The 20,324-nt window shown below is 69.5% G+C and carries 18 protein-coding genes and 3 pseudogenes; 9 read left to right on the top strand and 12 right to left on the bottom strand.

The window, feature by feature from the left end:
• Positions 1–157 precede the first annotated feature (157 nt).
• Both FNV62_RS52580 and FNV62_RS52575 read left to right on the top strand, forming a co-directional pair.
• The gene (locus tag FNV62_RS52580; RefSeq protein WP_060900329.1) at positions 158–1,558 is read left to right on the top strand and encodes an NDP-hexose 2,3-dehydratase family protein; all 1,401 of its coding nucleotides are present in this window, start codon (positions 158–160) and stop codon (positions 1,556–1,558) included.
• A 316-nt stretch (positions 1,559–1,874) separates the two neighbouring features.
• On the top strand, positions 1,875–2,903 hold the full coding sequence (locus FNV62_RS52575; protein ID WP_225900740.1) for a Gfo/Idh/MocA family protein: 1,029 nt from the start codon (positions 1,875–1,877) through the stop codon (positions 2,901–2,903).
• A gap of 136 nt (positions 2,904–3,039) precedes the next feature.
• Here the strand turns inward: FNV62_RS52575 and FNV62_RS52570 are convergent, their stop codons facing one another.
• A complete protein-coding gene (locus FNV62_RS52570; RefSeq protein WP_067383410.1) occupies positions 3,040–3,462 on the bottom strand; it encodes an ester cyclase in 423 nt (140 codons plus the stop codon).
• Between the two features lie 166 nt (positions 3,463–3,628).
• On the opposite strand from FNV62_RS52570, the gene FNV62_RS52565 reads away from it, so the two are divergent.
• The gene (locus FNV62_RS52565; protein ID WP_054230033.1) at positions 3,629–4,696 is read left to right on the top strand and encodes a glucose-1-phosphate thymidylyltransferase; all 1,068 of its coding nucleotides are present in this window, start codon (positions 3,629–3,631) and stop codon (positions 4,694–4,696) included.
• Positions 4,697–4,730: 34 nt separating this feature from the next.
• Here FNV62_RS52565 and FNV62_RS58320 read toward each other — a convergent pair.
• Positions 4,731–4,859 (bottom strand): annotated as a pseudogene (locus FNV62_RS58320) (RNA-guided endonuclease TnpB family protein); the annotation flags it as partial.
• A gap of 71 nt (positions 4,860–4,930) precedes the next feature.
• Between FNV62_RS58320 and rfbB the strand changes: the two are divergent.
• The 3 genes and pseudogenes from rfbB (at position 4,931) to FNV62_RS58315 (ending at position 7,857) form a co-directional block, all read left to right on the top strand.
• Positions 4,931–5,923, top strand: a complete 993-nt coding sequence (rfbB, locus tag FNV62_RS52560; protein ID WP_060899423.1) for a dTDP-glucose 4,6-dehydratase — start codon at positions 4,931–4,933, stop codon at positions 5,921–5,923.
• Positions 5,924–6,052: 129 nt separating this feature from the next.
• The gene (locus FNV62_RS52555) at positions 6,053–6,526 is read left to right on the top strand and encodes a carboxymuconolactone decarboxylase family protein (protein ID WP_144316289.1); all 474 of its coding nucleotides are present in this window, start codon (positions 6,053–6,055) and stop codon (positions 6,524–6,526) included.
• A 209-nt stretch (positions 6,527–6,735) separates the two neighbouring features.
• Positions 6,736–7,857: pseudogene (locus tag FNV62_RS58315) on the top strand (RNA-guided endonuclease InsQ/TnpB family protein).
• A 179-nt stretch (positions 7,858–8,036) separates the two neighbouring features.
• Here the strand turns inward: FNV62_RS58315 and FNV62_RS52545 are convergent.
• The 4 genes and pseudogenes from FNV62_RS52545 to FNV62_RS52530 form a co-directional block, all read right to left on the bottom strand.
• On the bottom strand, positions 8,037–9,221 hold the full coding sequence (locus FNV62_RS52545) for an IS701 family transposase (protein ID WP_144316288.1): 1,185 nt from the start codon (positions 9,219–9,221) through the stop codon (positions 8,037–8,039).
• A gap of 97 nt (positions 9,222–9,318) precedes the next feature.
• Positions 9,319–9,861 carry a hypothetical protein gene (locus FNV62_RS52540; protein WP_143604904.1) on the bottom strand — a complete coding sequence of 181 codons (543 nt, stop codon included), beginning with the start codon at positions 9,859–9,861 and terminating at the stop codon, positions 9,319–9,321.
• 29 nt (positions 9,862–9,890) lie between these two features.
• Positions 9,891–10,701, bottom strand: a pseudogene (locus FNV62_RS52535) (IS5 family transposase).
• Between the two features lie 57 nt (positions 10,702–10,758).
• The gene (locus tag FNV62_RS52530) at positions 10,759–12,090 is read right to left on the bottom strand and encodes a hypothetical protein (protein WP_143604903.1); all 1,332 of its coding nucleotides are present in this window, start codon (positions 12,088–12,090) and stop codon (positions 10,759–10,761) included.
• A gap of 180 nt (positions 12,091–12,270) precedes the next feature.
• Between FNV62_RS52530 and FNV62_RS52525 the strand changes: the two genes are divergently transcribed.
• A complete protein-coding gene (locus tag FNV62_RS52525) occupies positions 12,271–12,789 on the top strand; it encodes a hypothetical protein (protein ID WP_164657681.1) in 519 nt (172 codons plus the stop codon).
• Between the two features lie 32 nt (positions 12,790–12,821).
• Here FNV62_RS52525 and FNV62_RS52520 read toward each other — a convergent pair whose 3' ends face one another.
• Positions 12,822–14,021 (bottom strand): RNA-guided endonuclease InsQ/TnpB family protein, encoded by a 1,200-nt coding sequence (locus tag FNV62_RS52520; RefSeq protein ID WP_143604902.1) that lies wholly within the window; start codon positions 14,019–14,021, stop codon positions 12,822–12,824.
• 51 nt (positions 14,022–14,072) lie between these two features.
• Here FNV62_RS52520 and tnpA point away from each other — a divergent pair, with 51 nt between their 5' ends.
• Positions 14,073–14,495 carry an IS200/IS605 family transposase gene (gene tnpA / locus FNV62_RS52515; RefSeq protein WP_143604901.1) on the top strand — a complete coding sequence of 141 codons (423 nt, stop codon included), beginning with the start codon at positions 14,073–14,075 and terminating at the stop codon, positions 14,493–14,495.
• A 388-nt stretch (positions 14,496–14,883) separates the two neighbouring features.
• Here the strand turns inward: tnpA and FNV62_RS52510 are convergent, their stop codons facing one another.
• Both FNV62_RS52510 and FNV62_RS52505 read right to left on the bottom strand, forming a co-directional pair.
• Positions 14,884–15,330: an NUDIX domain-containing protein gene (locus tag FNV62_RS52510; protein WP_143604900.1), complete on the bottom strand. Its 447-nt coding sequence runs from the start codon at positions 15,328–15,330 to the stop codon at positions 14,884–14,886.
• A gap of 32 nt (positions 15,331–15,362) precedes the next feature.
• Complete coding sequence (locus tag FNV62_RS52505; protein ID WP_144316287.1) at positions 15,363–15,977, bottom strand: dTDP-4-dehydrorhamnose 3,5-epimerase family protein; 615 nt, start codon at positions 15,975–15,977, stop codon at positions 15,363–15,365.
• 153 nt (positions 15,978–16,130) lie between these two features.
• Between FNV62_RS52505 and FNV62_RS52500 the strand changes: the two genes are divergently transcribed.
• Positions 16,131–17,324 (top strand): RNA-guided endonuclease InsQ/TnpB family protein, encoded by a 1,194-nt coding sequence (locus FNV62_RS52500; RefSeq protein WP_144316582.1) that lies wholly within the window; start codon positions 16,131–16,133, stop codon positions 17,322–17,324.
• Between the two features lie 128 nt (positions 17,325–17,452).
• Here the strand turns inward: FNV62_RS52500 and FNV62_RS52495 are convergent, their stop codons facing one another.
• From FNV62_RS52495 to FNV62_RS52485, 3 genes are all read right to left on the bottom strand, one after another.
• Positions 17,453–18,916 carry a DHA2 family efflux MFS transporter permease subunit gene (locus FNV62_RS52495; RefSeq protein WP_169080951.1) on the bottom strand — a complete coding sequence of 488 codons (1,464 nt, stop codon included), beginning with the start codon at positions 18,914–18,916 and terminating at the stop codon, positions 17,453–17,455.
• A gap of 236 nt (positions 18,917–19,152) precedes the next feature.
• Complete coding sequence (locus tag FNV62_RS52490) at positions 19,153–19,623, bottom strand: ester cyclase (protein WP_054231420.1); 471 nt, start codon at positions 19,621–19,623, stop codon at positions 19,153–19,155.
• Positions 19,624–19,730: 107 nt separating this feature from the next.
• On the bottom strand, positions 19,731–20,300 hold the full coding sequence (locus tag FNV62_RS52485) for a cupin domain-containing protein (RefSeq protein ID WP_054231421.1): 570 nt from the start codon (positions 20,298–20,300) through the stop codon (positions 19,731–19,733).
• Positions 20,301–20,324 lie beyond the last annotated feature (24 nt).

Raw genomic sequence — 20,324 nt, 5'->3', positions numbered from 1 at the left:
GCAGTGACAGGAGGCATAGCACCGGCAGGTACGGGGGTTCGAGCGGGCGTGCGGGGCGTTTCGAGGCGCTCTCCAGTCACGGCCGATCGCCCTGGCGGATCGTCGTGCCGGCGGCCTGGCCCCGGGCGCGCGGCACACGGCGAAGGAGTCATGACTGATGACCATCACCCAGGCGGTGCCCCCGGGCACCCTCACCCGTCCGGGGCGGCGCTTCACGCTGTCGGCCCAGACCCTGGACAGCCCTCTGACGCCCAATCCGGTCTTCCGCGAATGGTTCGCCGAACAGCGCCGCACCAACCGCTACGAGGTGCGGCGCATCCCCTTCCGCGACCTGGTCGGCTGGCGCTTCTCGGACTCCACCGGCAACCTCGTGCACGACAGCGGCCGGTTCTTCTCCGTGGAGGGCCTGCAGGTGCGCGCCGAGTGGGAGGGGCACGCCGCGTCCTGGTCGCAGCCGATCATCAACCAGCCCGAGATCGGCATCCTGGGCATCGTCGTCAAGGAGTTCGACGGCGTCCTGCACTGCCTGATGCAGGCCAAGATGGAACCCGGCAACCTCGAGACCGTCCAGCTGTCCCCCACCGTGCAGGCCACCCGCAGCAACTACACCGGCGTGCACAAGGGCGCCCGGGTGAACTACATCGAGTACTTCGCCCCGCCGCGGACCGGCTCCCGGGTGCTGTTCGACTCCCTGCAGTCCGAACAGGGCTCCTGGTTCCTGCGCAAACGCAACCGGAACATGGTGGTCGAGGCCCTCGGCCCCGTCCCCGCGCACGAGGACTTCGTCTGGCTGACCCTCGGCCAGATCCACCAGCTGCTGCGCGAGTCGAACGTGGTCAACATGGACGCCCGCACCGTGCTGTCGCTGATCCCCTCGTACACCGACGAGGGGCCCCCGCTGCACAGCATGGAGCACCTCCTCAACCGGCTCACCGAGATCAAGGCCCACCGCGAGCTCGTGCAGACCAGCATGCCGCTGGCCGCCGTGCGGAACTGGCGGCGCACCGAGGACGCCATCGCCCACGACAGCGGCCACCACTTCACCGTCATCGCCGCGTCCGTGGCCGCCGCCAACCGCGAGGTCACCCGCTGGACCCAGCCCCTGCTCGCGCCGGCCGAACAGGGCCTGTCGGCGTTCCTGGTGCGCCGCATCGGCGGCGTGCCGCACCTGCTCGCCCACGCCCGCTCCGAGGCCGGCGTCCTGGACGTGGCCGAACTCGGCCCCACCGTGCAGTGCCAGCCCGGCCGCGCCCTGACCCTGCCGCTGCCCCGCCGGCCCCGCTACCTCGACCTCGTCCTGCGCGCCGATCCCGGCACGCTGCTGTACGACACCGTGCAGTCCGAGGAGGGCGGCCGCTTCCACCACGCCGGCAACCGCTACGTCCTGATGGAAGTGGGCGGCGAGTTCCCCGTCGACGTACCCGGGGACTTCCTGTGGGTGACCGCCGGCCAGCTGTCCGACCTGCTGCGGCACAGCAACTACCTCAACATCGAGGCCCGGACGCTGCTGAGCGCACTGCGCGCGGCCTGGGCGCGCGGCGGGGCGTACGCCCGTTGAACCCTCCCCCCGCTGAAGCAGGGGGATTCCTGGCTCAGGCTGCCTGCGGGTCCAGCGGACCTACGGGTCTTACACCCTCAACACCAGCCGGGTCGGAACCTGCCCGGTTTGGTACTACAAGCAAAGGAGTTGCTGTGCTGGCTTGGCTCTCGCTCAGCACGGTGTGCGCGCTTGGTTCTCGCAACGCACATCGGCCACGCTACCCGATCGCGTGGACGGTCTTTCGACCTGGAGGCGAAACCCCGTTCCCTGCCCTGCTCCGCAGGAGTCCGATTCCTTCCCGGCCTGAAGGCCGGGGCATCCTCGGAGGAACCAGGTGAACGGGCCCGAGCGCACAGGAGGAGCGGGCGGGCCGGTGCTGCGGATCGGGGTGCTGGGCTGCGCGGACATCGCCGAGCGGCGCATGCTGCCCTCGATGGCCCGCCAGCCGCTCGTCGAGGTGACCGCGATCGCCAGCCGCAGCCTCGCGAAGGCGCGGGCGTTCACCGGCCGGTTCGGCGGCACCCCGGTGGCCGGCTACGCCGGGCTGCTGGAGCGCGACGACGTGGACGCCGTCTACCTGCCGCTGCCGCCCGAACTGCACGTGGAGTGGACCCTGCGGGCGCTTCAGGCCGGCAAGCACGTGCTGTGCGAGAAGCCGTTCGCCGCCCGCCTCGCGGACGCGGACAAGGCGGTGTCCCTCGCCCGCGAGCGCGGCCTGCTGCTGATGGAGAGCTTCATGTTCCTCCACCACTCCCAGCACGCCCGCGTCCAGCAGCTGATCGGCGACGGGCTGATCGGCGAACTGCGCCTGTTCGGCTCCGAGTTCGGCATCCCGCTGCGCCGCGACGCCGACGGCACCCCGCGGCGGGCCAGCACCCTGCCCGAGGTCGCCGCCTACCCGCTGCGCGCCGCCCAGCTCTTCCTCGGCCCGCACCTGCGGGTGGCCGGCGCCCACGTGAGCCCCGCCACCGCGCACGGGCCGGCGCCCGCCGGCGGCGCCCTGCTGACCGCCGCCGGCGGGGCCACCGCCCAGCTCGCCTACGGCGTCGAACACGCCTACCGCAGCGGCTACGACCTGTGGGGCAGCCAGGGACGGCTGCGCCTGGAACGCGCCTTCAGCACCCCCGACGAGCACGTCCCCGTCCTGCACGTCGAACAGGGCGGCGCCGTCCGCGAGATCCGCCTCGCCCCGGACACCCACTTCACCAACATCGCCGGCGTCTTCGCCCGGGCCGTCCTCGACCGCGAGGACTTCACCCCGCACACCGAGGCCCTCCTCGCCCACGCCCGGCTCACCGACGCCGTCGAACAGGCCGCGGCCCGCCCCGGCCCCGTAGAGCCGCGACCCGCCCCGCTCCCGTAGAGCCGCGACCCGCCCGGTCCCGTAGAGACGGCACACGGACGGCCCGGCCCCGTACCAGCTCACGCACGGGCTCACGCACGGGCGGCCCGGCGCGCACACGGTGCGCGCCGGGCCGCCCGCCCGCGCCCGAGGACGGCTACCGGCCGTCCTGGCCGGCGTGGATGTCGACGCCGAGCTGGCGGAACAGCCCCGCCATGTCCAGCTGGTCCCAGTGCTCGGCCAGCAGCCCGTCCTCGACCCGCCAGAAGTCGATCGACTGGAAGTTCAGCGGCCGCCCGGTGGCCTCGACGCCGAAGAACGTGCCCTGGTGGGTGCCCGAGTACTCGAAACGCCCGGCGATGCGGTCCCCCTCCACGACCAGGTCGTGGGTGACGACCTTGACATCGGGGAACGCGGCGAAGATCTGCTCCCAGAACGCCGTGTTCGCCTCGATGCCGTCCTCCACAACGGGGTTGTGGTCGATGTGCCCGGGCGCGGTGTGCTCGCTCATGGTGCTCACGTCATGAGCGTTGATCATGTCGACGAAGCGCTGGACGAGTTCACGGTGGTTGTCTGCCATGCCTCAAGCCTTCCTGGGCTCGCGTCACCGAAGCGGGCAGGCGCAGCCGCCCGCCCCGCCGTGTCACCCGAGGATCCCCACCGCCTCTCGAGCCGCCCTGGAGGGGGCCTGTGGGCGCGGCCCATCCCCCATCCCGGCTCAAGTGCCCGCTCCTAGCCTCCCCTTCATGAAGGCTCTCGTACTCTCCGGCGGGGCCGGAACCCGCCTGCGCCCCCTCACCCACACATCCGCCAAGCAGCTGGTGCCCGTGGCCAACAAGCCGGTGCTCTTCTACGGCCTGGAAGCGATCGCGGACGCGGGCATCACCGAGGTCGGGATCGTCGTCGGGGACACCGCCGACGAGATCATGCAAGCCGTCGGCGACGGCTCCAAGTTCGGCCTCACCGTCACCTACATCCCCCAGGACGCGCCGCTGGGCCTGGCCCACGCCGTCATCATCGCCCGCGACTTCCTCGCCGACGACGACTTCGTCATGTACCTGGGCGACAACTTCATCGTGGGCGGCATCTCCTCCCTCGTCGACGCCTTCCGCGCACAGCGGCCCGCCGCCCAGATCCTGCTCACCCAGGTCCCCGACCCGCGCCAGTTCGGGGTCGCCGAATTCGGCGCGGACGGACGGGTCATAGGACTGGAGGAGAAGCCCGAGGCCCCCAAGAGCGACCTCGCGCTGGTCGGCGTCTACCTGTTCACCCCGGCCGTGCACGAGGCCGTCCGCGCCATCACGCCCTCCTGGCGCGGCGAACTGGAGATCACCCACGCCCTGCAGTGGCTCATCGACCAGCAGCGCGACGTACGCTCCACGACGATCTCCGGCTACTGGAAGGACACCGGGAACGTCGGCGACATGCTGGAGGTCAACCGCACCGTCCTGGAGCACACCGAGCCGCACATCGAGGGCGACGTCGACGACACCAGTGAGATCATCGGGCGGGTGCAGATCGACGAGGGCGCCCGGGTGAGCGGCTCGCGCATCGTGGGCCCGGCCGTCATCGGCACCGGCAGCGTGATCGCCGGCTCCTACGTCGGCCCGTTCACCTCCATCTCCCACGACTGCCGCATCACCGACAGCGAGATCGAGTTCTCCATCGTCCTGGACGGCTCCTCGGTGCGCGGCGCCCGCCGCGTGGAGGCCTCGATCATCGGACGCAACGTGGAGGTGACCCCCGCACCCCGGGTCCCCGCCGCCCACCGGCTCATCCTCGGCGACCACAGCAAGGTGCAGATCTCATCTTGACCTCTCCCCCTCGTGAACGAGGGGGATCCCAACGCTCACGCCGTGAGGGTCCGTGCTTCGCCGCCGACTGCCCGCCCGGAGTTCTCCGTTGAGGTCCTACACCAGCTCCACACCCGGACACTGCCCGCCCGGCAGCCAGAAGGTTCTTCGCCGCGTTCACGTCGCTCCTCGCCCGGCTCCGCAGGAGTCCGTTTCCTCTCCGCCCGAAAAGCGGAGCATCCACGGAGGGATCAGATGACCACCACACGCATCCTCGTCACCGGCGGAGCGGGGTTCATCGGCTCGCACTACGTACGCACCCTGCTCGGCCCGGCAGGCCCCGGCGACATCGAAATCACCGTCCTGGACAAACTCACCTACGCCGGCAACCCCGCCAACCTCGACCCGGTCCGCTCCCACCCCGCCTTCCGCTTCGTGCACGGCGACATCTGCGACACCCGCCTCGTGGCCGGTCTCGTCGCCGGCCACGAGCAGATCGTGCACTTCGCCGCCGAGTCCCACGTCGACCGCTCCATCCTCGGCGCCGCCGAGTTCATCACCACCAACGTGCTGGGCACCCAGACCCTGCTGGACGCCGCGCTGCGCCGGCCCGGCGGCCCGGCCCGCTTCCTGCACGTCTCCACCGACGAGGTCTACGGCTCCCTGGCCGAGGGCTCCTGGCCCGAGAGCGACCCGCTGCGCCCCAACTCCCCCTACGCCGCCTCCAAGGCCTCCTCCGACCTCGTCGCCCTCTCCTACCACCGCACCCACGGCCTGGACGTCCGGGTGACCCGCTGCTCCAACAACTACGGCCACCACCACTTCCCCGAGAAGGTCATCCCCCTGTTCGTCACCAACCTCCTCGACGGACACCGCGTCCCGCTGTACGGGGAGGGGCTCAACGTCCGGGACTGGCTGCACATCGACGACCACGTGCAGGGCCTGGAACTGGTGCGCACCGGCGGCCGGCCGGGCGAGGTGTACAACATCGGCGGCGGCACCGAGCTGAGCAACAAGGAACTGACCACCCTGCTGCTCGACCTCGCCGGGGCGGGCTGGGACAGCGTCGAGCACGTGCCCGACCGGCTCGGCCACGACCTGCGCTACTCGGTGGACTGCACGAAGATCTCCCGCGAGCTCGGCTACCGCCCCCGCAAGGACTTCACCCAGGGCCTGGCCGAGACCTTCGCCTGGTACCGCGACCACCGCGCCTGGTGGGAGCCCCTGAAGCACAAGGCCGCCCTTTGAGCCGGTGAGCACGCTCCCGGGGGCGGCACCGGGCCCGGAGAAGACGCGCTTTTTTTCCGGTGCTGTCACATCCTGCCGGGCTGATCCGTCAGGAAGGTGTAACCACCGGCAACGACACAGGAGCTCACCATGGACGCCCGCTTGAACCTCTTCGGCAACCCGGTCGCAGGCAAGGTCCTCAGGCACATCAACTCGGCAGGCAAGGCGGTCTCGGACTCGGCGCTGCCGGCCGCGACGCAGGAACTGGTGAAGATCCGCTCCAGCCAGATCAACGGCTGCGGTTTCTGCACCGACATGCACACCAAGGACGCCGCGCACGCCGGGGAGACCGCGGTGCGCCTCCACCTGGTCGCGGCCTGGCGGGAGGCCACGGTCTTCACCGACGCCGAGCGCGCCGCCCTGGAGCTGACCGAGCAGGGCACCCGCATCGCGGACGCGGCCGGCGGGGTCACGGACGAGGCCTGGGCGAACGCCGCCAAGCACTACGACGAGAACCAGCTCGCCGCGCTGGTCTCCCTCATCGCCCTCATCAACGCCTACAACCGCGTGAACGTCCTCGTCCGGCAGCCCGCCGGCGACTACCAGCCCGGCCAGTTCGGATGACCGGGCGCCCGTTGCGGCACGGGACGGTCACCGAGTTGCTCCGAGGGTGCTCCGTCCTTTAGGGCGGGGAGGAATCGGGCTCCTGCGGGGCAGGGCAAGGGTGGCTGAAGCGCCGGCAGGGCGATTCGGCGTCCATCCGCTATGGCGGTGTGGCAGTCCGCACCGGTCGGGAGGTCTCAACTGTCAGTCGTCCCGGATAGGTTGATGTCATGGCGGCGATCGCGCAGGAGTCGGTAGGTGACGGGCACGCCCGCTACACCTATCGCCTGCGTGTCTCCTCTGGCGCCCGCACGGCTCTTGAGGCGGAGTGGTCGCGCTGCAGGTGGTTGTGGAACGAATGCTGCGCCCGGTCGAAGAAGGCCCACCGGGACGGGGAGAAGTGCGGTCCGGCACGGCTGGACAGGATGCTGACGCAGGCCCGCACCGCAATGTTGTGGCTGCGTGAAGGCTCCTCGGTTCCTCAGCAGCAGTTGATACGCGACTTCGCGAAGTCCCGGGCCAAAGCACTCAAGGACATCAAGGCCCGGTTGCCGATGCGGCAGCGGGCCGGTATGCCCCGGTACAAGAAAAAGCACCAGGACGCCCCCAGCCTGAACTACACCCGGCGCGGCTTCCGTCTCAAAAGCGGTCGTCTGCACCTGGCCGGGGGCATCGCGGTGACGGTGGTGTGGTCGCGGGACCTGCCCGAACCTCCGTCCAGCGTCCGTGTGTACCGCGAGGGCACCGGAGCGTGGTACGCGTCCTTTGTCGTCCCGGCCGTGACCGAGGCCCCGCCGGAGACCGGCGCGGTGATCGGTATCGACTGGGGTGTCACGGAGACCGCGACCACCACCAGCGACGGACACGACCTTCCCCACCCCCAGCACGGGAAGAACGCCGCCCAGCGCCTGGCCCACTACCAGCGGATGATGTCCTCGACCAACGCGGCCTTCGTCGCTCCGATCGCGGCGTCAGCGGCCTTGCGGGCCATGGTGGACTTCGCGAGGAACTTGGGGCGGAAGTCCTCCACGGCCAAAGCGTCATGGTCGCGGACGATCTTCTTGGCCCACTTGCGGGCGGTGTCCTGACGCTGATGGCCCGCAAGCACGGCCGGACCGTGTATCTGGTACACCCCGCGCACACCACGATGGACTGTGCGCAGTGCGGAGCGAGAACCAAGCACGCACTACCTCTTTCCGAAAGGACGTATACCTGCACCGCGTGCGGAGTCGTGAGCCCTCGGGACAAGAACTCCGCCCGCGTGATGCTGGTCCGGGCTGGTCTGCAACCCGGCTAGTGCTGATCGTGCAAGACCTGCACCCCCGCCGGGGGGGGCAGGCGACGTGAGCTAGGAATCCCCCTGCTTTAGTACTGCAACGGTGTTTGTGCTGAGTGGTGGGCAGTTTTCAGGGGCTGTGTCCGCGTCGTTTGTAGTGGCTGATGCGGGCCTGGTGCTGGCGTCGTCGTCGCCAGTGTGACCAGTGCAGGATGTGGTTGACCGGGGTGGGGCGGCGGTTGGCGAGTCGGGTGATCAGGCGTCGGATCTCGGCGAGGCTGAGGTGGATGAGCTGGGAGGATCCGTTTCTGCTTTCTCCATGTCCAGCTGTCGGGCCCGCAGGACGGTCAGACAGGCGTGGGCGGCCATGGCCAGGGTCATGTGGCGGTGCCAGCCGGGGTAGCGGCGGACCTGGTAGTCATCGAGGCCACATTCCTGTTTCGCGGTCTGGAAGCATTCCTCAACTGCCCACCTGCTTCCGGCGATGCGGATCAGTTCGTCCAGCGTGGTGTCGGCCGGGCAGTAGGCGATGTAGTAGGAGATCTCCTCGGGCCTGCTCACGCTGCGGCGGGCGAGAACCCAGTGGCGGCGGTCCTCGCGGTGCCAGGGCCGGACCTCGACGCGGGCCCAGTCATAGATCCGATGGCCGTGGGCTCCCTGCCCGCACGAGCGGCGCTTCCACTTCTGCCGTGGCAGTCCGGGAAACAGCTCGTGCACGGGGTGGTCGATGGACCAGCGGGTGACGACGGTGTCGTGCCGGGTGGTGGCCATGACATGGAAGACGTCGGCCTGCTCCAGCTCGAACCTCCAGCCCTTGCTGAAGCCGTAAGCGGCGTCCGCCGTCACCCACCCGAACGGGACCCGGTCGGCGATGGCCCGGCGGACCATCGCCTTGGCCATGGCCACCTTCGTCTCGAAGGCGACACTGTCGTCGATACCGGCCCGGCGGCAGCGTTCCCGGTCGTCCGTCCATGAGGTGGGCAGATACAGACGGCGGTCGATCAGCGTGCGTCCGCGGCCAGTGGCGTAGGCGAGGAAGACGCCGATCTGGGAGTTCTCCGTGCGGCCCGCAGTGCCGGAGTACTGCCTTTGCACCCCGGCCGAGCGAGTGCCCTTCTTCAGGAAGCCGGTGTCATCGACAATGAGCACCGCATCCCGGTCGCCGAGGTTGTCGACCACGTATCGGCGCACGTCGTCGAGGACCTCGTCGGCGTCCCACTCGATCCGGTTCAGCATCCGCTGGATGCGATCCGGCCCGGCATGGCCGGCCTCCTCAGCCAGGGTCCAGCCGTTCTTGCGCTGCAGCGGGGCGATCAGGCCCCGCATATAGGCCAACGCCGACTGGCGCGGCTCCTCCCGATTGAACCGGTGCACGAACCGCTCATGCAGAGCCTCCAGTTCACCCGCCCACAGCCTGACATCAGCAAGGTCCCCACCCATAACCACACCAACGACCGAACTGGCCAGCAGTCACGGCAAAGACCGTTGCAGTATTAGACGCCGTTTCTGATGGTCGTATGGCTCTCGAGACGGGTGCCTATGCATCGACGCAGGACATGCGCAGGTCCGTCAAGGCGTCCCATGCCGAGTCAGGAGCGAACAGTCTTGTCGACGTGCTCCGCCCGGGGACGAACAGCACATAGTGCTTTGCAAGGTAGGACAGGTCACCCCATGGTTCTTGAGCGTGCGCACGTGCGAGCACCTGGCCACAACGTGTACAGGCGATCCACGGGACAACCAGGAGATCAGCCAGTGTCGTGTCGGTCCCGACGGAGGATCCGGGCAACGGGACGGTGTCGGCATGCTCAATCAGCCTCAGCCTGGGATCGTCGTGGTGGTCGCCGAGGCATCGGGCGAGGCCGGGAGCGAGTGCAGTCCACATGCCCCAGACCTCGGCCGCCACAGCGATCTCGGCTCGCACGGTCTCGCTGATCGGCACCTGATGGTCCAGAAGGCCGACAACGAGCCTGTCGAGTCCGGCCTCCTGCTCCCCGATGTCCCAGCAGTCCACAATTTCTGCGGCGCGAGCGGGTGGCAGGAGCGCGGCGAACCGACGCCACTGGGTTGCTTCATCGATCACGCGGCCGAGGCTATCGGTGCCGTCGCCGATCAGGCTGCGGTGAGGCGCCGATGACAGATGAGGGTGGCAGCGATACCGACGAAGCTGAGGAAGTGCTCGGGCTTGCGTTCGTAGCGGCGGTGCAGGCGGCGACATCCTGCCAGCCAGGACACTGTCCGCTCCACGACCCAGCGATGCCGACCCAGTCGTTGCGAAGACTCGATTCCCTTGCGGGCGATGCGCGGCATGATTCACGTGCTCGGAGCCATCGCCGCAGATGGTCGTAGTCGTACCCCTTGTCACCGTGAAGCTTGGCAGGCCGCCTGCGGCGTGGTCCGCGGCGGGACCGGATGGGCGGGATGCCGCGGATCAGCGGCTCCAGGCCCTGGCTGTCGTGGAGGTTGGCTCCGGAGATGCCGAGCGACAGCGGCAGACCGTTCCGGTCGGTGACCAAGTGGATTTTCGATCCGAGCTTGCCGCGGTCGGTCGGATTCGGTCCCGTCAGAAGCCCCCCTTTGCGGCCCGAACGCTGACGGAGTCGATCGCGCAACGAGACCAGTCCAGCTCACCACGGGAGCCGAGTTCGTCGAGCACGACACGGTGGAGCCGAGCCCACACCCGCACCCGGCTCCACTGCGCGAAGCGCCGGTAGACCGTCTGCCAGCACGGGCCGAACACCGGCGGTAGTTGCCGCCAGGTGCAACCCGAAGTCGCGACGAAGACGATCCCGGCCAGCACCTCACGGTCGTCCGCTCGCCGCTTGCCTCCGCCCTGCGGACGGATGACCTCAGTCGGCGGCACCACCCGCCGGAACAACACCCACAACTCATCTGGCACCAGACGCTCGACAAGGCTTGCCATGCCCTGACCAACGAGAGAGGCCAGCCATCAGAAACGGCGTCTTAGCCGGGGGAGGCGTCAAGGGATGTACTCCACGGTCACCGGGGCTGTGTTGTTGTCCTGGTCTGGGTCGGCGGCGGGATCAGACGGGGCCGTGACGCTGCCGCGGGCCCCTTCCACGCGCTTGTCGATACGCACCAGCAGGACGACGGCGTAGGGCTCGGCCCCCGGCCCGCAGGCGACGGGACCGCCCTTCGCCGAGCCCTTTCGGCAGTAGGAGTCCTCGCTCTGCAGGTCTTGCGGTGGCCGGGTGACGAGGCTGACGCCGTCGGGGAGCGTCACCCACATCGTGTCGCCCCGGTAGCCCCTCGGATACGGCACCTCGGTCCGGACCTCCTCGCCCACCCTGCCCCGGATGGTGAAACCGACGGCCTCCACGTCGTCGACCCGCGTGGTCTCGAAGTCCAGCGCCCCGGCGGCTCCCCGGCTCCTGTACGACTCGCTCCCGGTGAACGCGCCGCCGTCCACCGGCCGAAGCCGCAGCACTTCACCGGTGCCGCGCACAGCCCGCCCGGGAAGCTGTGACGGACCGTCGATATCGGCGGTGGGCCACACGCTGTAGTGCAGGCTGCCGCTCCTCGTGTCCTGGCCGGTCACGGCGATGACCGGATGGTCCGTCTCGTACGCCGTCCCCGCGGGCAGCGGGCCGGGAAAGTCGCACTGTGCCTCGGTGGCCGCTGCCGCCTTGTTGTAGCGGCAGTTGCCGTACCGGGGCAGCAGGGTGCTGCCGTCCGCCACCACCATGACGGTGATGCCACCGTCGACACCGGTGTCCCCCCGGTTGCCGAAGGCGGGTGTCAGCCCCACCTCGCCCCCGGGGCGCACCCCCGTCAGTTTCCTGTTCCGGGTGGTCAGATACGGCGAGCCGACCCTCACACGGGTGGTGTGCTGGATGGTGGGCGCGTCGGCGCTGTGCACGGTCACCACGATGGACCCGGCCGGGCCCAAGGCCGTACCAGGCTTCGGCTTCACCTGGAAGGGAAGGAAATCAGCTCCCTCCCCGTACTTGATGTCCGGCAGCGCGCAGGTCACGCGAAAGCCCGACCGGGCGCAGCCGTAGCCCTTGTTCTCCCCCCAGATGTCGGCCTTCCCCTTGAAGACGGACAGGTCGAAATCCGCCTCGACCTGCCTGGCGGCCCCCTGGCTCCCGCCGGACGGGGCCGCGGCCGCGGCCAGGCGGATCCGGTATTCGGGGGCCCAGGGGGCATGGCCGGGCGCGGTGTAGCGCGGCAGGTAGAACGTGTTCAGCACGGACCGGAACGTCAGCACGGCCCCGGGCGCCTGCGCCGGGTGACGGGCTTTCAGGGCGACGGCGCCTGCCCCGGCCGCCGCCAGTACCACTGCACACACCACGGCCGCATACCGCCGCTTCCTGTCCGCCCACCACGCCCTCATACCGCATCAGACGTACCGGACGCCGGATGGTTGTGCGAGGAGGGGAGGGCAAAGTCTCCGACGGACACGCCCGCGCCTCAGGGGCGCGGGCGTGTCACGTGCCCCGGCGGTCAGGGCTAGGAGGTCTTGGTCGGCTTGGCGGTCATGGTCGGGTGCGCCGTCTTCGTCGGCTTCGGCGTGTACTTGTGGGTCTTCGTCGGAGTCGGCTTCGGCTTCGGCTTCGGCGTGTACTTGTGCGTCTTCGTCGGAGTCGGCTTCGGCGAATACTTGTGGGTCTTCGTCGGCGACGGTTTCGGCGAATGCTTGGTGGTCGTCGTAGGCGACGGCTTGGCGGTCGTCGTCGGCGCCGGCGCGGTGGTCGTCGTCTTCGACGTCTCCGGCGCCGATGCCGAAGGTGTCGCCGCGGGTGCGGCCGGATGCTGGGATCCGGTGGCCGCTATCGCGGTACCGCCCGCTGTCCCCCCGGACAGCAGGGCTGCGGTCAGGGTTCCTACGGCGAAGGTGCGCCCCCAGTGGCTGCGGAATGTGGCATTCACGATGTTCTCCCATCTTGAACAACTGCCCCATTGGTCACTGTCGGCCTCAACCGAGGTTAGGTCGGTGCCCCCCGATCGGCGACCGGAGCACATCGGTTCGCACTTTCAACAGAAGTGACTCCTCCCCCTCATGAATGAGGGAGCTTCTCGCTATGCCAGTGTGGCGTCGCGCCGGACCAGCCCGGCCCGTAGAACGTTGATCGCGCCCACCGTGTCCGCGTGCGCGGTGTGGTCGCACGAGACGCAGTGGAACTTTTCCTGAGTGGGCCGGTTCTCCGCTGAGACGTGCCGGCATTCGGGGCAGGTCCGGGAGGTGTTGCGGGGGTCCACCGCCATCACTTGCCGTCCGGCTCCTTCCGCCTTGGCGGCCAGGATCGCGAGGAACACCCCCCATCCGGCATCGGCGATCGAGCGGTTGAGCCCGGCCTTCGCGCTGGCCCCGTTGGGCAGGAAGCTGCCCTGCTGGTTGGGGTCGGGCTTGGGTGCGGGGGCCCTGTTCATGTTCCGGATCTTGAGGTCTTCGTGCGCAACGAAATCGTGCTCACGCACCAGGTCAAGCGCGGTCTTGTGCGCGTGGTCGAGGCGTTGGCGGCGGACCTTGCGGTGTAGCCGCGCCACCGTGTCCACGGCCTTGCGGCGGCGCTTCGAGCCGCGCTTGCACCGGCTGAGGGCCTGCTGTGCAACTTCGAGCTTCGCTGAGGCCTTCGCCCCGTGACGGGGGTTGGGCACGAACTCGCCGTTGGAGTCGGCAAGGAAGTTGGCTATGCCCATGTCGACGCCGACCACGCTGCCGGTTGCCGGGAGCGGTTCGGGCTGGGCCTGGTCGGCGGTCAGGATGACGTACCAGCGGCGGCCTTCCCGCTTCACCGAGATCGTTTTGACCTTGCCGGCTACCGGCCGGTGCTGGTGCACCTTGACGTGGCCGACACCTTGGAGACGCACGCGGGTGACGGGATCGTGCGGGGTGGAGTCCCAGCGGCAGCCGTCGCCGTCCTTCGGGAAGTCCACGGTGTCGAACCGCTTCCCCGACCGGAACCGCGGATAGCCCGGCTTGTCCCCGGCCTTCACGCGCCGGAAGAACGCGGCGAACGCCTTGTCCAGGCGCCGCAAGGTGGCCTGCTGAGAGGAGAAGGACCAGCGGCCCTGACGCTCCGGATCGAAGGCCCGGATGTCCTTGAGCTGCGCGGACTGCTGCCCGTAGCGCACAGTCGTCTTGCTCGCGTGCCGGTAGGCGTCGCGGCGTTCTTGCAACGCCCCGTTGTAGAGCGAGCAGTGGTCACGCAGCATCTCGGCAAGCGCGCCTTGCTGGCCCTGGGTGGGCCGCATGAGGAACTTGTACGCACGGATCATCCGGCCCACCCCCTTCCTAGTCAGCTTCGAAGATCATACTACTCTTGGTGTATGTCACCTCGCTGGGAAGCAAACCCCGATATCCGCACCGGTCGTCATGTCACTTACAACCTTCACGCTCATTTGGTGTTCGTCACCAAGTACCGGCGCGGTGTCTTCGATGACGCCATGCTGAAGCGGTGCGAGGAGATCATGCGGGAGGTGTGCGCCGGCTTCGAGGCGGAGCTGAGGGAGTTCAACGGCGAGGCTGATCACGTCCACCTGCTCGTGCACTACCCGCCGAAGATCGCCCTGTCCAAGCTGATCAACAGCCTCAAGGGCGTCAGCTCCCGCTACCTGCGAGCCGAGTACACCGGCCGCATCAACCGCATCGGCATGGGCTCGGTGTTCTGGTCCCGCTCCTACTTCGCAGGCTCGTGCGGTGGCGCACCGCTCACGGTAATCCGTCAGTACATCGAGCAGCAGAAGCTCTAAAGTGCAGGTCAGAGCAGTCTTAGGATGCATTCCCTCCCCGGCTGAAGCCGGGGATACCCTGCAAGATCACGATGGCGGGTGCCCCTGCACGGCCGCACTCCCCGGGCGGGCAGAAGTTGACGCCCCCCTCGCCTCCCGCCCGCGGAACTGTTGGCCTCCGCCACAGCGTGCGGGGTCCGCGCCTGATCGACTGGCCGGATGCTGATCAACCTGATTCTCCGCGCCCCCGGTTCCGGGGTGAGCAGAGATCCGCCGGGCCGCGAGAGAAATCATGTGAAGCCCTGCGCCGGGCTCGCTCCAACCTGCGGAGGGGGCAGGCCGGTTCACACCCGGCGGCCGTCGGCGGCCAGCCTCCTGGCGCAGGGGTTCCTGGTGCCGGCCGCCGGACTCACCGTGCCGGATCCGCCAGGGCGGCCAGATCGGTCCCGGCCGTCACCGCGGCGCGCAGCAGTGCGGCGATCTCCTCCGGCTCCAGGCTGAGGGCGTCGAGCGCCCGGATGCTCAGCGGGACTTCCTCGAGCCGGTACTCGCCGCGGTCCGGGTCGGCGAACTCCGGACCGGTGCGGTCCGCCTCGGACCATGACCCGATGCGGGCCAGGTAGAAGTACTGGCGCTGGTGTGCGTCGGCCAGTACCTGCAGGAGGCCCGTGATCTGCGGCTCGGCGCCGGTCTCTTCGCGTATCTCACGGACCAGGGCCGCGCGCAGGCCCGGATCGTCCGGTTCGACGTGCCCGCCGGGGAACACCCGGTAGGGCGTGGCGCCCGGCCAGGTGCGGCGGATCAGCAGCAGCCGGCCGGCGGGCGTGACCAGTACCGCCCGGACGCACTCGATCACCGCACCTCCCGCTGCCGGCGTCACCCGTCAGGTTACGGGCGGGGGCCGGCGGGGGCCGCGGGCTGGTAGGAGGCGAGGGCCTGTTCGTAGGTGGGCAGCAGGCCGCGGGCGGCGGCCTCGGAGAGGGTGGGGGCGTGGGTGTCCTTGTCGGAGCGGATGAGTTGTCCGGTGGTGTTCCAGGGGATGCCGATGTCGGGGTCGAGGGCCTGGATGTCGACCATGGTGCCGGGCACGTACTCCTCGGAGCACAGGTAGTTCATGCAGGTGTCGTCGCTCAGGGCGAGGAAGGCGTGGCCGAGGCCGTCGGCAAGGTAGACGCCGATGCCGGAGCCGGCTTCCTGCAGGGTGGTGTCGAACATGCCGAACGTCGGGGAGCCGACGCGCAGGTCGACGACCACATCCAGGGCGGCGCCGCGCACACAGGTCACCAGCTTCGCCTGGCCCGGCGGCAGGGTGGTGCCGTGGATGCCGCGCAGTGTGTTGCGGCGGGAGACGGAGAAGTTGACCTGCCGGACGGTGAACGGCTGGCCGCCGGCCGCCGTGAGGCCGCCCAGCCGCCAGGCCTCGAAGAACAGGCCCCGGTTGTCCGGCAGTTGCGACGGTGTGATCCGGAAGGCGTCGCGGACCTTCATCTCCTCAATGGCCATCCTGTCTCCTTCGTGGGTACCCCCGGCTTCAGCCGGGGGGTGAAACGAAGCTCCCGCGGAGCGGGGCAAGGGGCGGCGATTCGCCGCTAGGCGGACCGCCGTTGTCAGTGGCGTGCACTACGTTGATCACACGAGTTGGAGGGGGTGACTCCATTGATCCGCGCGTACAAGTTCCTTCTGTATCCGACCATGCGTCAGACCCAGGCGTTGGGCGAGATGCTGCGGGATCACTGCTCCCTCTACAACGGGGCGCTTGAAGAGAGGCGGTCCGCGTACCGGCACGCGTCGAGGACGACCGTGCGCTACGGCCAGCAGTCCGGACAGCTCAAGGACATTCGGGCGTTCGATCCGGAGCGTCAGGGCCGGTGGTCTTTCTCCTCGCAGCAGGCGACGTTGCGCCGCCTGGACAAGGCGTTCACCGCGTTCTTCCGCCGCATCAAGTCCGGTGAGGCTCCCGGCTACCCCAGGTTCCGGGGTGTGCGCCGGTTCGACACGGTGGACTTCCCCAAGGACGGGGACGGCTGCCGGTGGGACTCCACGCCGCACGATCCGCAGACCCGTGTCCGCTTCCAGGGCGTCGGGCACGTCAAGGTCAAGCAGCACCGGCCGGTGGCCGGGAAGGTCAAGACCGTTTCCGTCAAGCGTGAAGGGCGCCGCTGGTACGTGATCCTCACGGCCGACCAGGCACCGCCCGAACCGCTCCCCGCGACCGGAGCCGTGGTCGGTATCGATCTGGGGATCGCCTCGTTTCTGACCACCTCCGACGGCCGGCACGTCGACAACCCGCGCCACAGCCGCAACGCCGCGAAAAAGCTGGAGGCAGCGCAACAGGCCCTCGCCCGCAGCAAGCGCGGGTCGAAGCGACGACGCAAGGCCGTGGAACGCGTCGCCACCCTGCACCGCAAGGTGCGCCGCCAACGCCTCGACCACGCACACAAGACCGCGCTCGGTCTCGTCCGCGACAACGATCTGATCGCGCACGAAGACCTCAAGATCCGCAACATGAGCAAGGCCCCCGAGCCGCGCCCGAACGGGGACGGAACCTACGCCCCGAACGGAGCCGCGGCGAAGGCCGGACTCAACCGAAGCATCGCCGACGCCGGGTGGGGGGTGTTCCTCGCGATCCTGGCCGCCAAGGCGGAAGGTGCCGGACGGGAAGTGATCGCTGTGGATCCCCGCAACACCTCCCGCACCTGCCCCGAATGCGGGCACGTCGCCAAGGAGAACCGGCCTACCCAGGAAAAGTTCCACTGCCAGGCCTGCGGCCACACCGCACACGCCGACGTCGTAGGGGCTTCCAACGTACTGCGGGCCGGGCTGGCCCGTCGTCAAGCCCAACCAGCTTGACGAGAAGCCCCCTCGTTCACGAGGGGGAGTAGTCACGCGTCCTCGGTTCGTCGGGGCGTTGGGGCGCCGGTTCACGGGATAGCGCCGGGCCGGCGCCACCCGTGGGGTGGCGCCGGCCCGGCGCCAGGTCAGTGCAGGGGGGCCGGTGCGCTCTCCTGCGCGGGGGCGGCCTGTGCGACGGGGGCGCTCGCGGCGGCGCGCCGGCGGGAGGGGGCCCCCAGCATGGCGAAGGTGGCGAGGGCCACCGCGGCGGCGCCCACCCACATGGCGGGCACCAGGCCGTCGACGAAGTTGCGCGGTGAGGCGTAGCCGCCGTTGGCGCTGAAGATGGAGGCGAGCAGGGCCACGCCGAGGGCGGCGCCGACCTCGCGGGTGGCGGCGGTGACGCCGGAGGCGATGCCCTGTTCGTGTTCGGCGACCGAGCCCATGGTGAGGTTCATCAGCGGGGCGTAGAACAGGGCCATGCCGGCGCCGCAGATCATCAGGGAGGGCAGCTGGGCGGCGTAGGAGACGTCCGGCTTGAGGACGAAGGCCCAATAGACCATGCCGGCGGTCATCATGGCGAGGCCGAGGGTGACCACGGGTTTGCCGCCGATGCGGTCGGAGACCATGCCGCCGATGGGGGCGACCACCATCGGCATGGCGGTCCAGGCCAGCAGCCGTACGCCGGCCTGCATGGCGGTGTAGCCCTGGATGTTCTGCAGGAACTGGGTCATCAGGAAGATCGCACCGAACATGCCGACCGACATGAGGGCGCCGGCCAGGTTGATCGCGGTGAAGGCGCGGTTGCGGAACATCCGCATCGGCACCATCGGGTGTTCGGTGCGGTTCTCCCACACCACGAACAGGGCCATCACGGCGGTGCCGCCGATCAGCGCGCCCAGGACCTGGGGGGATGTCCAGCCGTCTCCGTGGCCCTTGATGAGGCCCAGCACGATGCCGAACAGGCCCAGGCTGGCCAGGGCGGTGCCGACGGCGTCCAGGCGGGAGTGGGCGATGCGGCTCTCGGCGAGCTTGCGGAAGGACAGCGGGGCAAGCGCCAGGCCGATCGGCACGTTCAGCCAGAAGATCCACTGCCAGGACAGGTGCTCGACGATGGCGCCGCCCACCAGCGGGCCGGCCGCGATGGACAGTCCGTTGACGGCGCCCCAGATGCCCAGGGCCGCGCCGCGTTTCTCGGCGGGCACGGCGGCGGTCAGCAGGGTCACCGACAGCGGCATGATGATGGCCGCGCCGACGCCCTGGACGGCGCGGGCGGCGACGAGTTCGTTGATGCCGGGCGCGAGGGCGGCGGCCGCGGAGGCGGCGGTGAACAGCAGCAGGCCCAGGCTGAAGACCTTGCGGCGGCCGAAGCGGTCGCCGAGGGCGGCGCCGAACATCATCAGGACCGCGAAGGACAGGGTGTAGGCGTTGACCGTCCATTCCAGGTCGGTGAGGCTGCCGCCGAGTTTCTCGCGGATGGTGGGCAGCGCCGTGATGATGACGAGGTTGTCCAGTCCCGCCATGAACGAGGCGAGGCTGGTGGTGAGAATGGCCCAGAAGACCACCCTCCTGGTTTCACCGCCCGGGGATGGGGGGTTGACGGTGCTCATCGAGCATCCTTTCTGGAGGCTGGTCAGTGCGAGATGCTCATCGCCGTGACCGGTCCGGCCCGCGGCGCCCTGGTGCCCGCGCCCGCGCGCGGGCCGGTACGGCGCCGTCGACGCTACGGACGCCTGCTCAAGTCCTCCTCGAGCCCCGCTCGGCACACGGGCGCGGCGCGGGCGCGGGTGCCGGCCACACCGGTACCCGCGCCCGCGCCGCGCCCGTGGAAAAAGGGGGGGGAGGGTCAGGCGAGCTGGCGCTGGAAGGTGGCGATGTCGAAGTAGAGGGTCTCGTCGATGAGGACGTCGCCGTCGAAGTGGAAGAAGACGGCGACGGGGGCGTCGATGGACTTGCCGCGGTTGGGGATGCCGCGCCAGTCGGCCTGCTGCCTGCCGCGGGCCTGTGCCTCGAGGATCACGGCGGTGGGCGTGTGGTGCACGTGGTGCAGTTCGTGCTCGAGGTCGGGGAAGGCGGCCTTGAGGTCGGCGAAGTAGCCCTTCTTGATGGCTTCTTCGCCGATCAGCGGGCCCTCTTCGAAGGCCTGGATGCGGTAGACGCCGCCGCGCGGGAAGGTGGCCAGCACGCCGTCGATGTCCCAGGCGATCTCGGCGACCGTGTGCTGCAGGACGACCGCCTCGCGCTTCTTGCGCAGTTCGGCGTCGGGCTGCGGGAGATCCGCGCCGGGCAGGGTGAATTCGTGTGCTTCGGTGGCCATGACCATTCCTCCACGCATCGGCCGACTGTCGGTTGGGGCCGACGCTAGGGCGCACGGCTCGCTGCGCCCTTGGGTCCGGCTCGAACTCCGGGCCTGCGGCGGTGTGTTCAGGCGGTGGGCTGGAGGGTCGCGGTGTTCTGGGGCGGGCGGTAGGTGGGGCGGTAGCCGCAGGCCAGGGAGAGCGGGGAGAGCAGCAGGCACAGGGCCGTGTCGAGGGGGTAGGGGCGGCCGGTGACGACGCGGTACTCGTCGCGGAAGGCGAGGGCGAGCAGCGGCATCTGCAGGCGGGGGGTGCCGTCGGGGCGCAGCCGGCCTTCGTTGGTCAGGCCCCAGAGGGTCTCGAAGACGGTTTCGGTCCGGTAGGCGGGGGTGGTGCGCCAGATGACCCGGGTGGGTTCGGGGCCGGGGTTCCACATGGAGTGGACGGCGCCCGGCGGGATGTAGAAGTCGGCGCCTTGTTCGTACTCGTGCAGGACGCCGTCGAGCTGGAGGCTCAGGCGGCCGCTCTGGAGGCGCATGTGTTCGGTCTGGCGGGGGTGGTAGTGCTGGGGCGGTTTGATGACGGCGGGGGCGTATTCGACTTCGACTTCGACGAAGGCGCCGTCGGTTTCGGCGGCGGTGGTCAGGAAGGTGAGCTTGTCCTTGCCGAGGTGGAGGGTGTCTCCGGGGCGTGCCATGGGCCTCTCCGTGTCTGTCGGGGG

The sequence above is a fragment of the Streptomyces sp. RLB3-17 genome, assembly GCF_007113425.2.
In the GTDB taxonomy this organism is placed as follows: domain Bacteria; phylum Actinomycetota; class Actinomycetes; order Streptomycetales; family Streptomycetaceae; genus Streptomyces; species Streptomyces mirabilis_D.
The sequence above is the reverse complement of the archived record's forward strand: the minus strand, read 5'-3'. Positions and strand labels throughout refer to the sequence as shown.

Coding starts and splice junctions, on each gene's coding strand:
- tnpA (WP_143604901.1), top strand. CDS start 14,073: ATGTCACCTCGCTGGGAAGCAAACCCCGATATCCGCACCGGTCGTCAT.
- FNV62_RS52485 (WP_054231421.1), bottom strand. CDS start 20,300: ATGGCACGCCCCGGAGACACCCTCCACCTCGGCAAGGACAAGCTCACC.
- FNV62_RS52555 (WP_144316289.1), top strand. CDS start 6,053: ATGGACGCCCGCTTGAACCTCTTCGGCAACCCGGTCGCAGGCAAGGTC.
- FNV62_RS52545 (WP_144316288.1), bottom strand. CDS start 9,221: ATGGGTGGGGACCTTGCTGATGTCAGGCTGTGGGCGGGTGAACTGGAG.
- FNV62_RS52570 (WP_067383410.1), bottom strand. CDS start 3,462: ATGGCAGACAACCACCGTGAACTCGTCCAGCGCTTCGTCGACATGATC.
- FNV62_RS52565 (WP_054230033.1), top strand. CDS start 3,629: ATGAAGGCTCTCGTACTCTCCGGCGGGGCCGGAACCCGCCTGCGCCCC.
- FNV62_RS52505 (WP_144316287.1), bottom strand. CDS start 15,977: ATGGCCATTGAGGAGATGAAGGTCCGCGACGCCTTCCGGATCACACCG.
- FNV62_RS52580 (WP_060900329.1), top strand. CDS start 158: ATGACCATCACCCAGGCGGTGCCCCCGGGCACCCTCACCCGTCCGGGG.
- FNV62_RS52490 (WP_054231420.1), bottom strand. CDS start 19,623: ATGGCCACCGAAGCACACGAATTCACCCTGCCCGGCGCGGATCTCCCG.
- FNV62_RS52520 (WP_143604902.1), bottom strand. CDS start 14,021: ATGATCCGTGCGTACAAGTTCCTCATGCGGCCCACCCAGGGCCAGCAA.
- FNV62_RS52495 (WP_169080951.1), bottom strand. CDS start 18,916: ATGAGCACCGTCAACCCCCCATCCCCGGGCGGTGAAACCAGGAGGGTG.
- rfbB (WP_060899423.1), top strand. CDS start 4,931: ATGACCACCACACGCATCCTCGTCACCGGCGGAGCGGGGTTCATCGGC.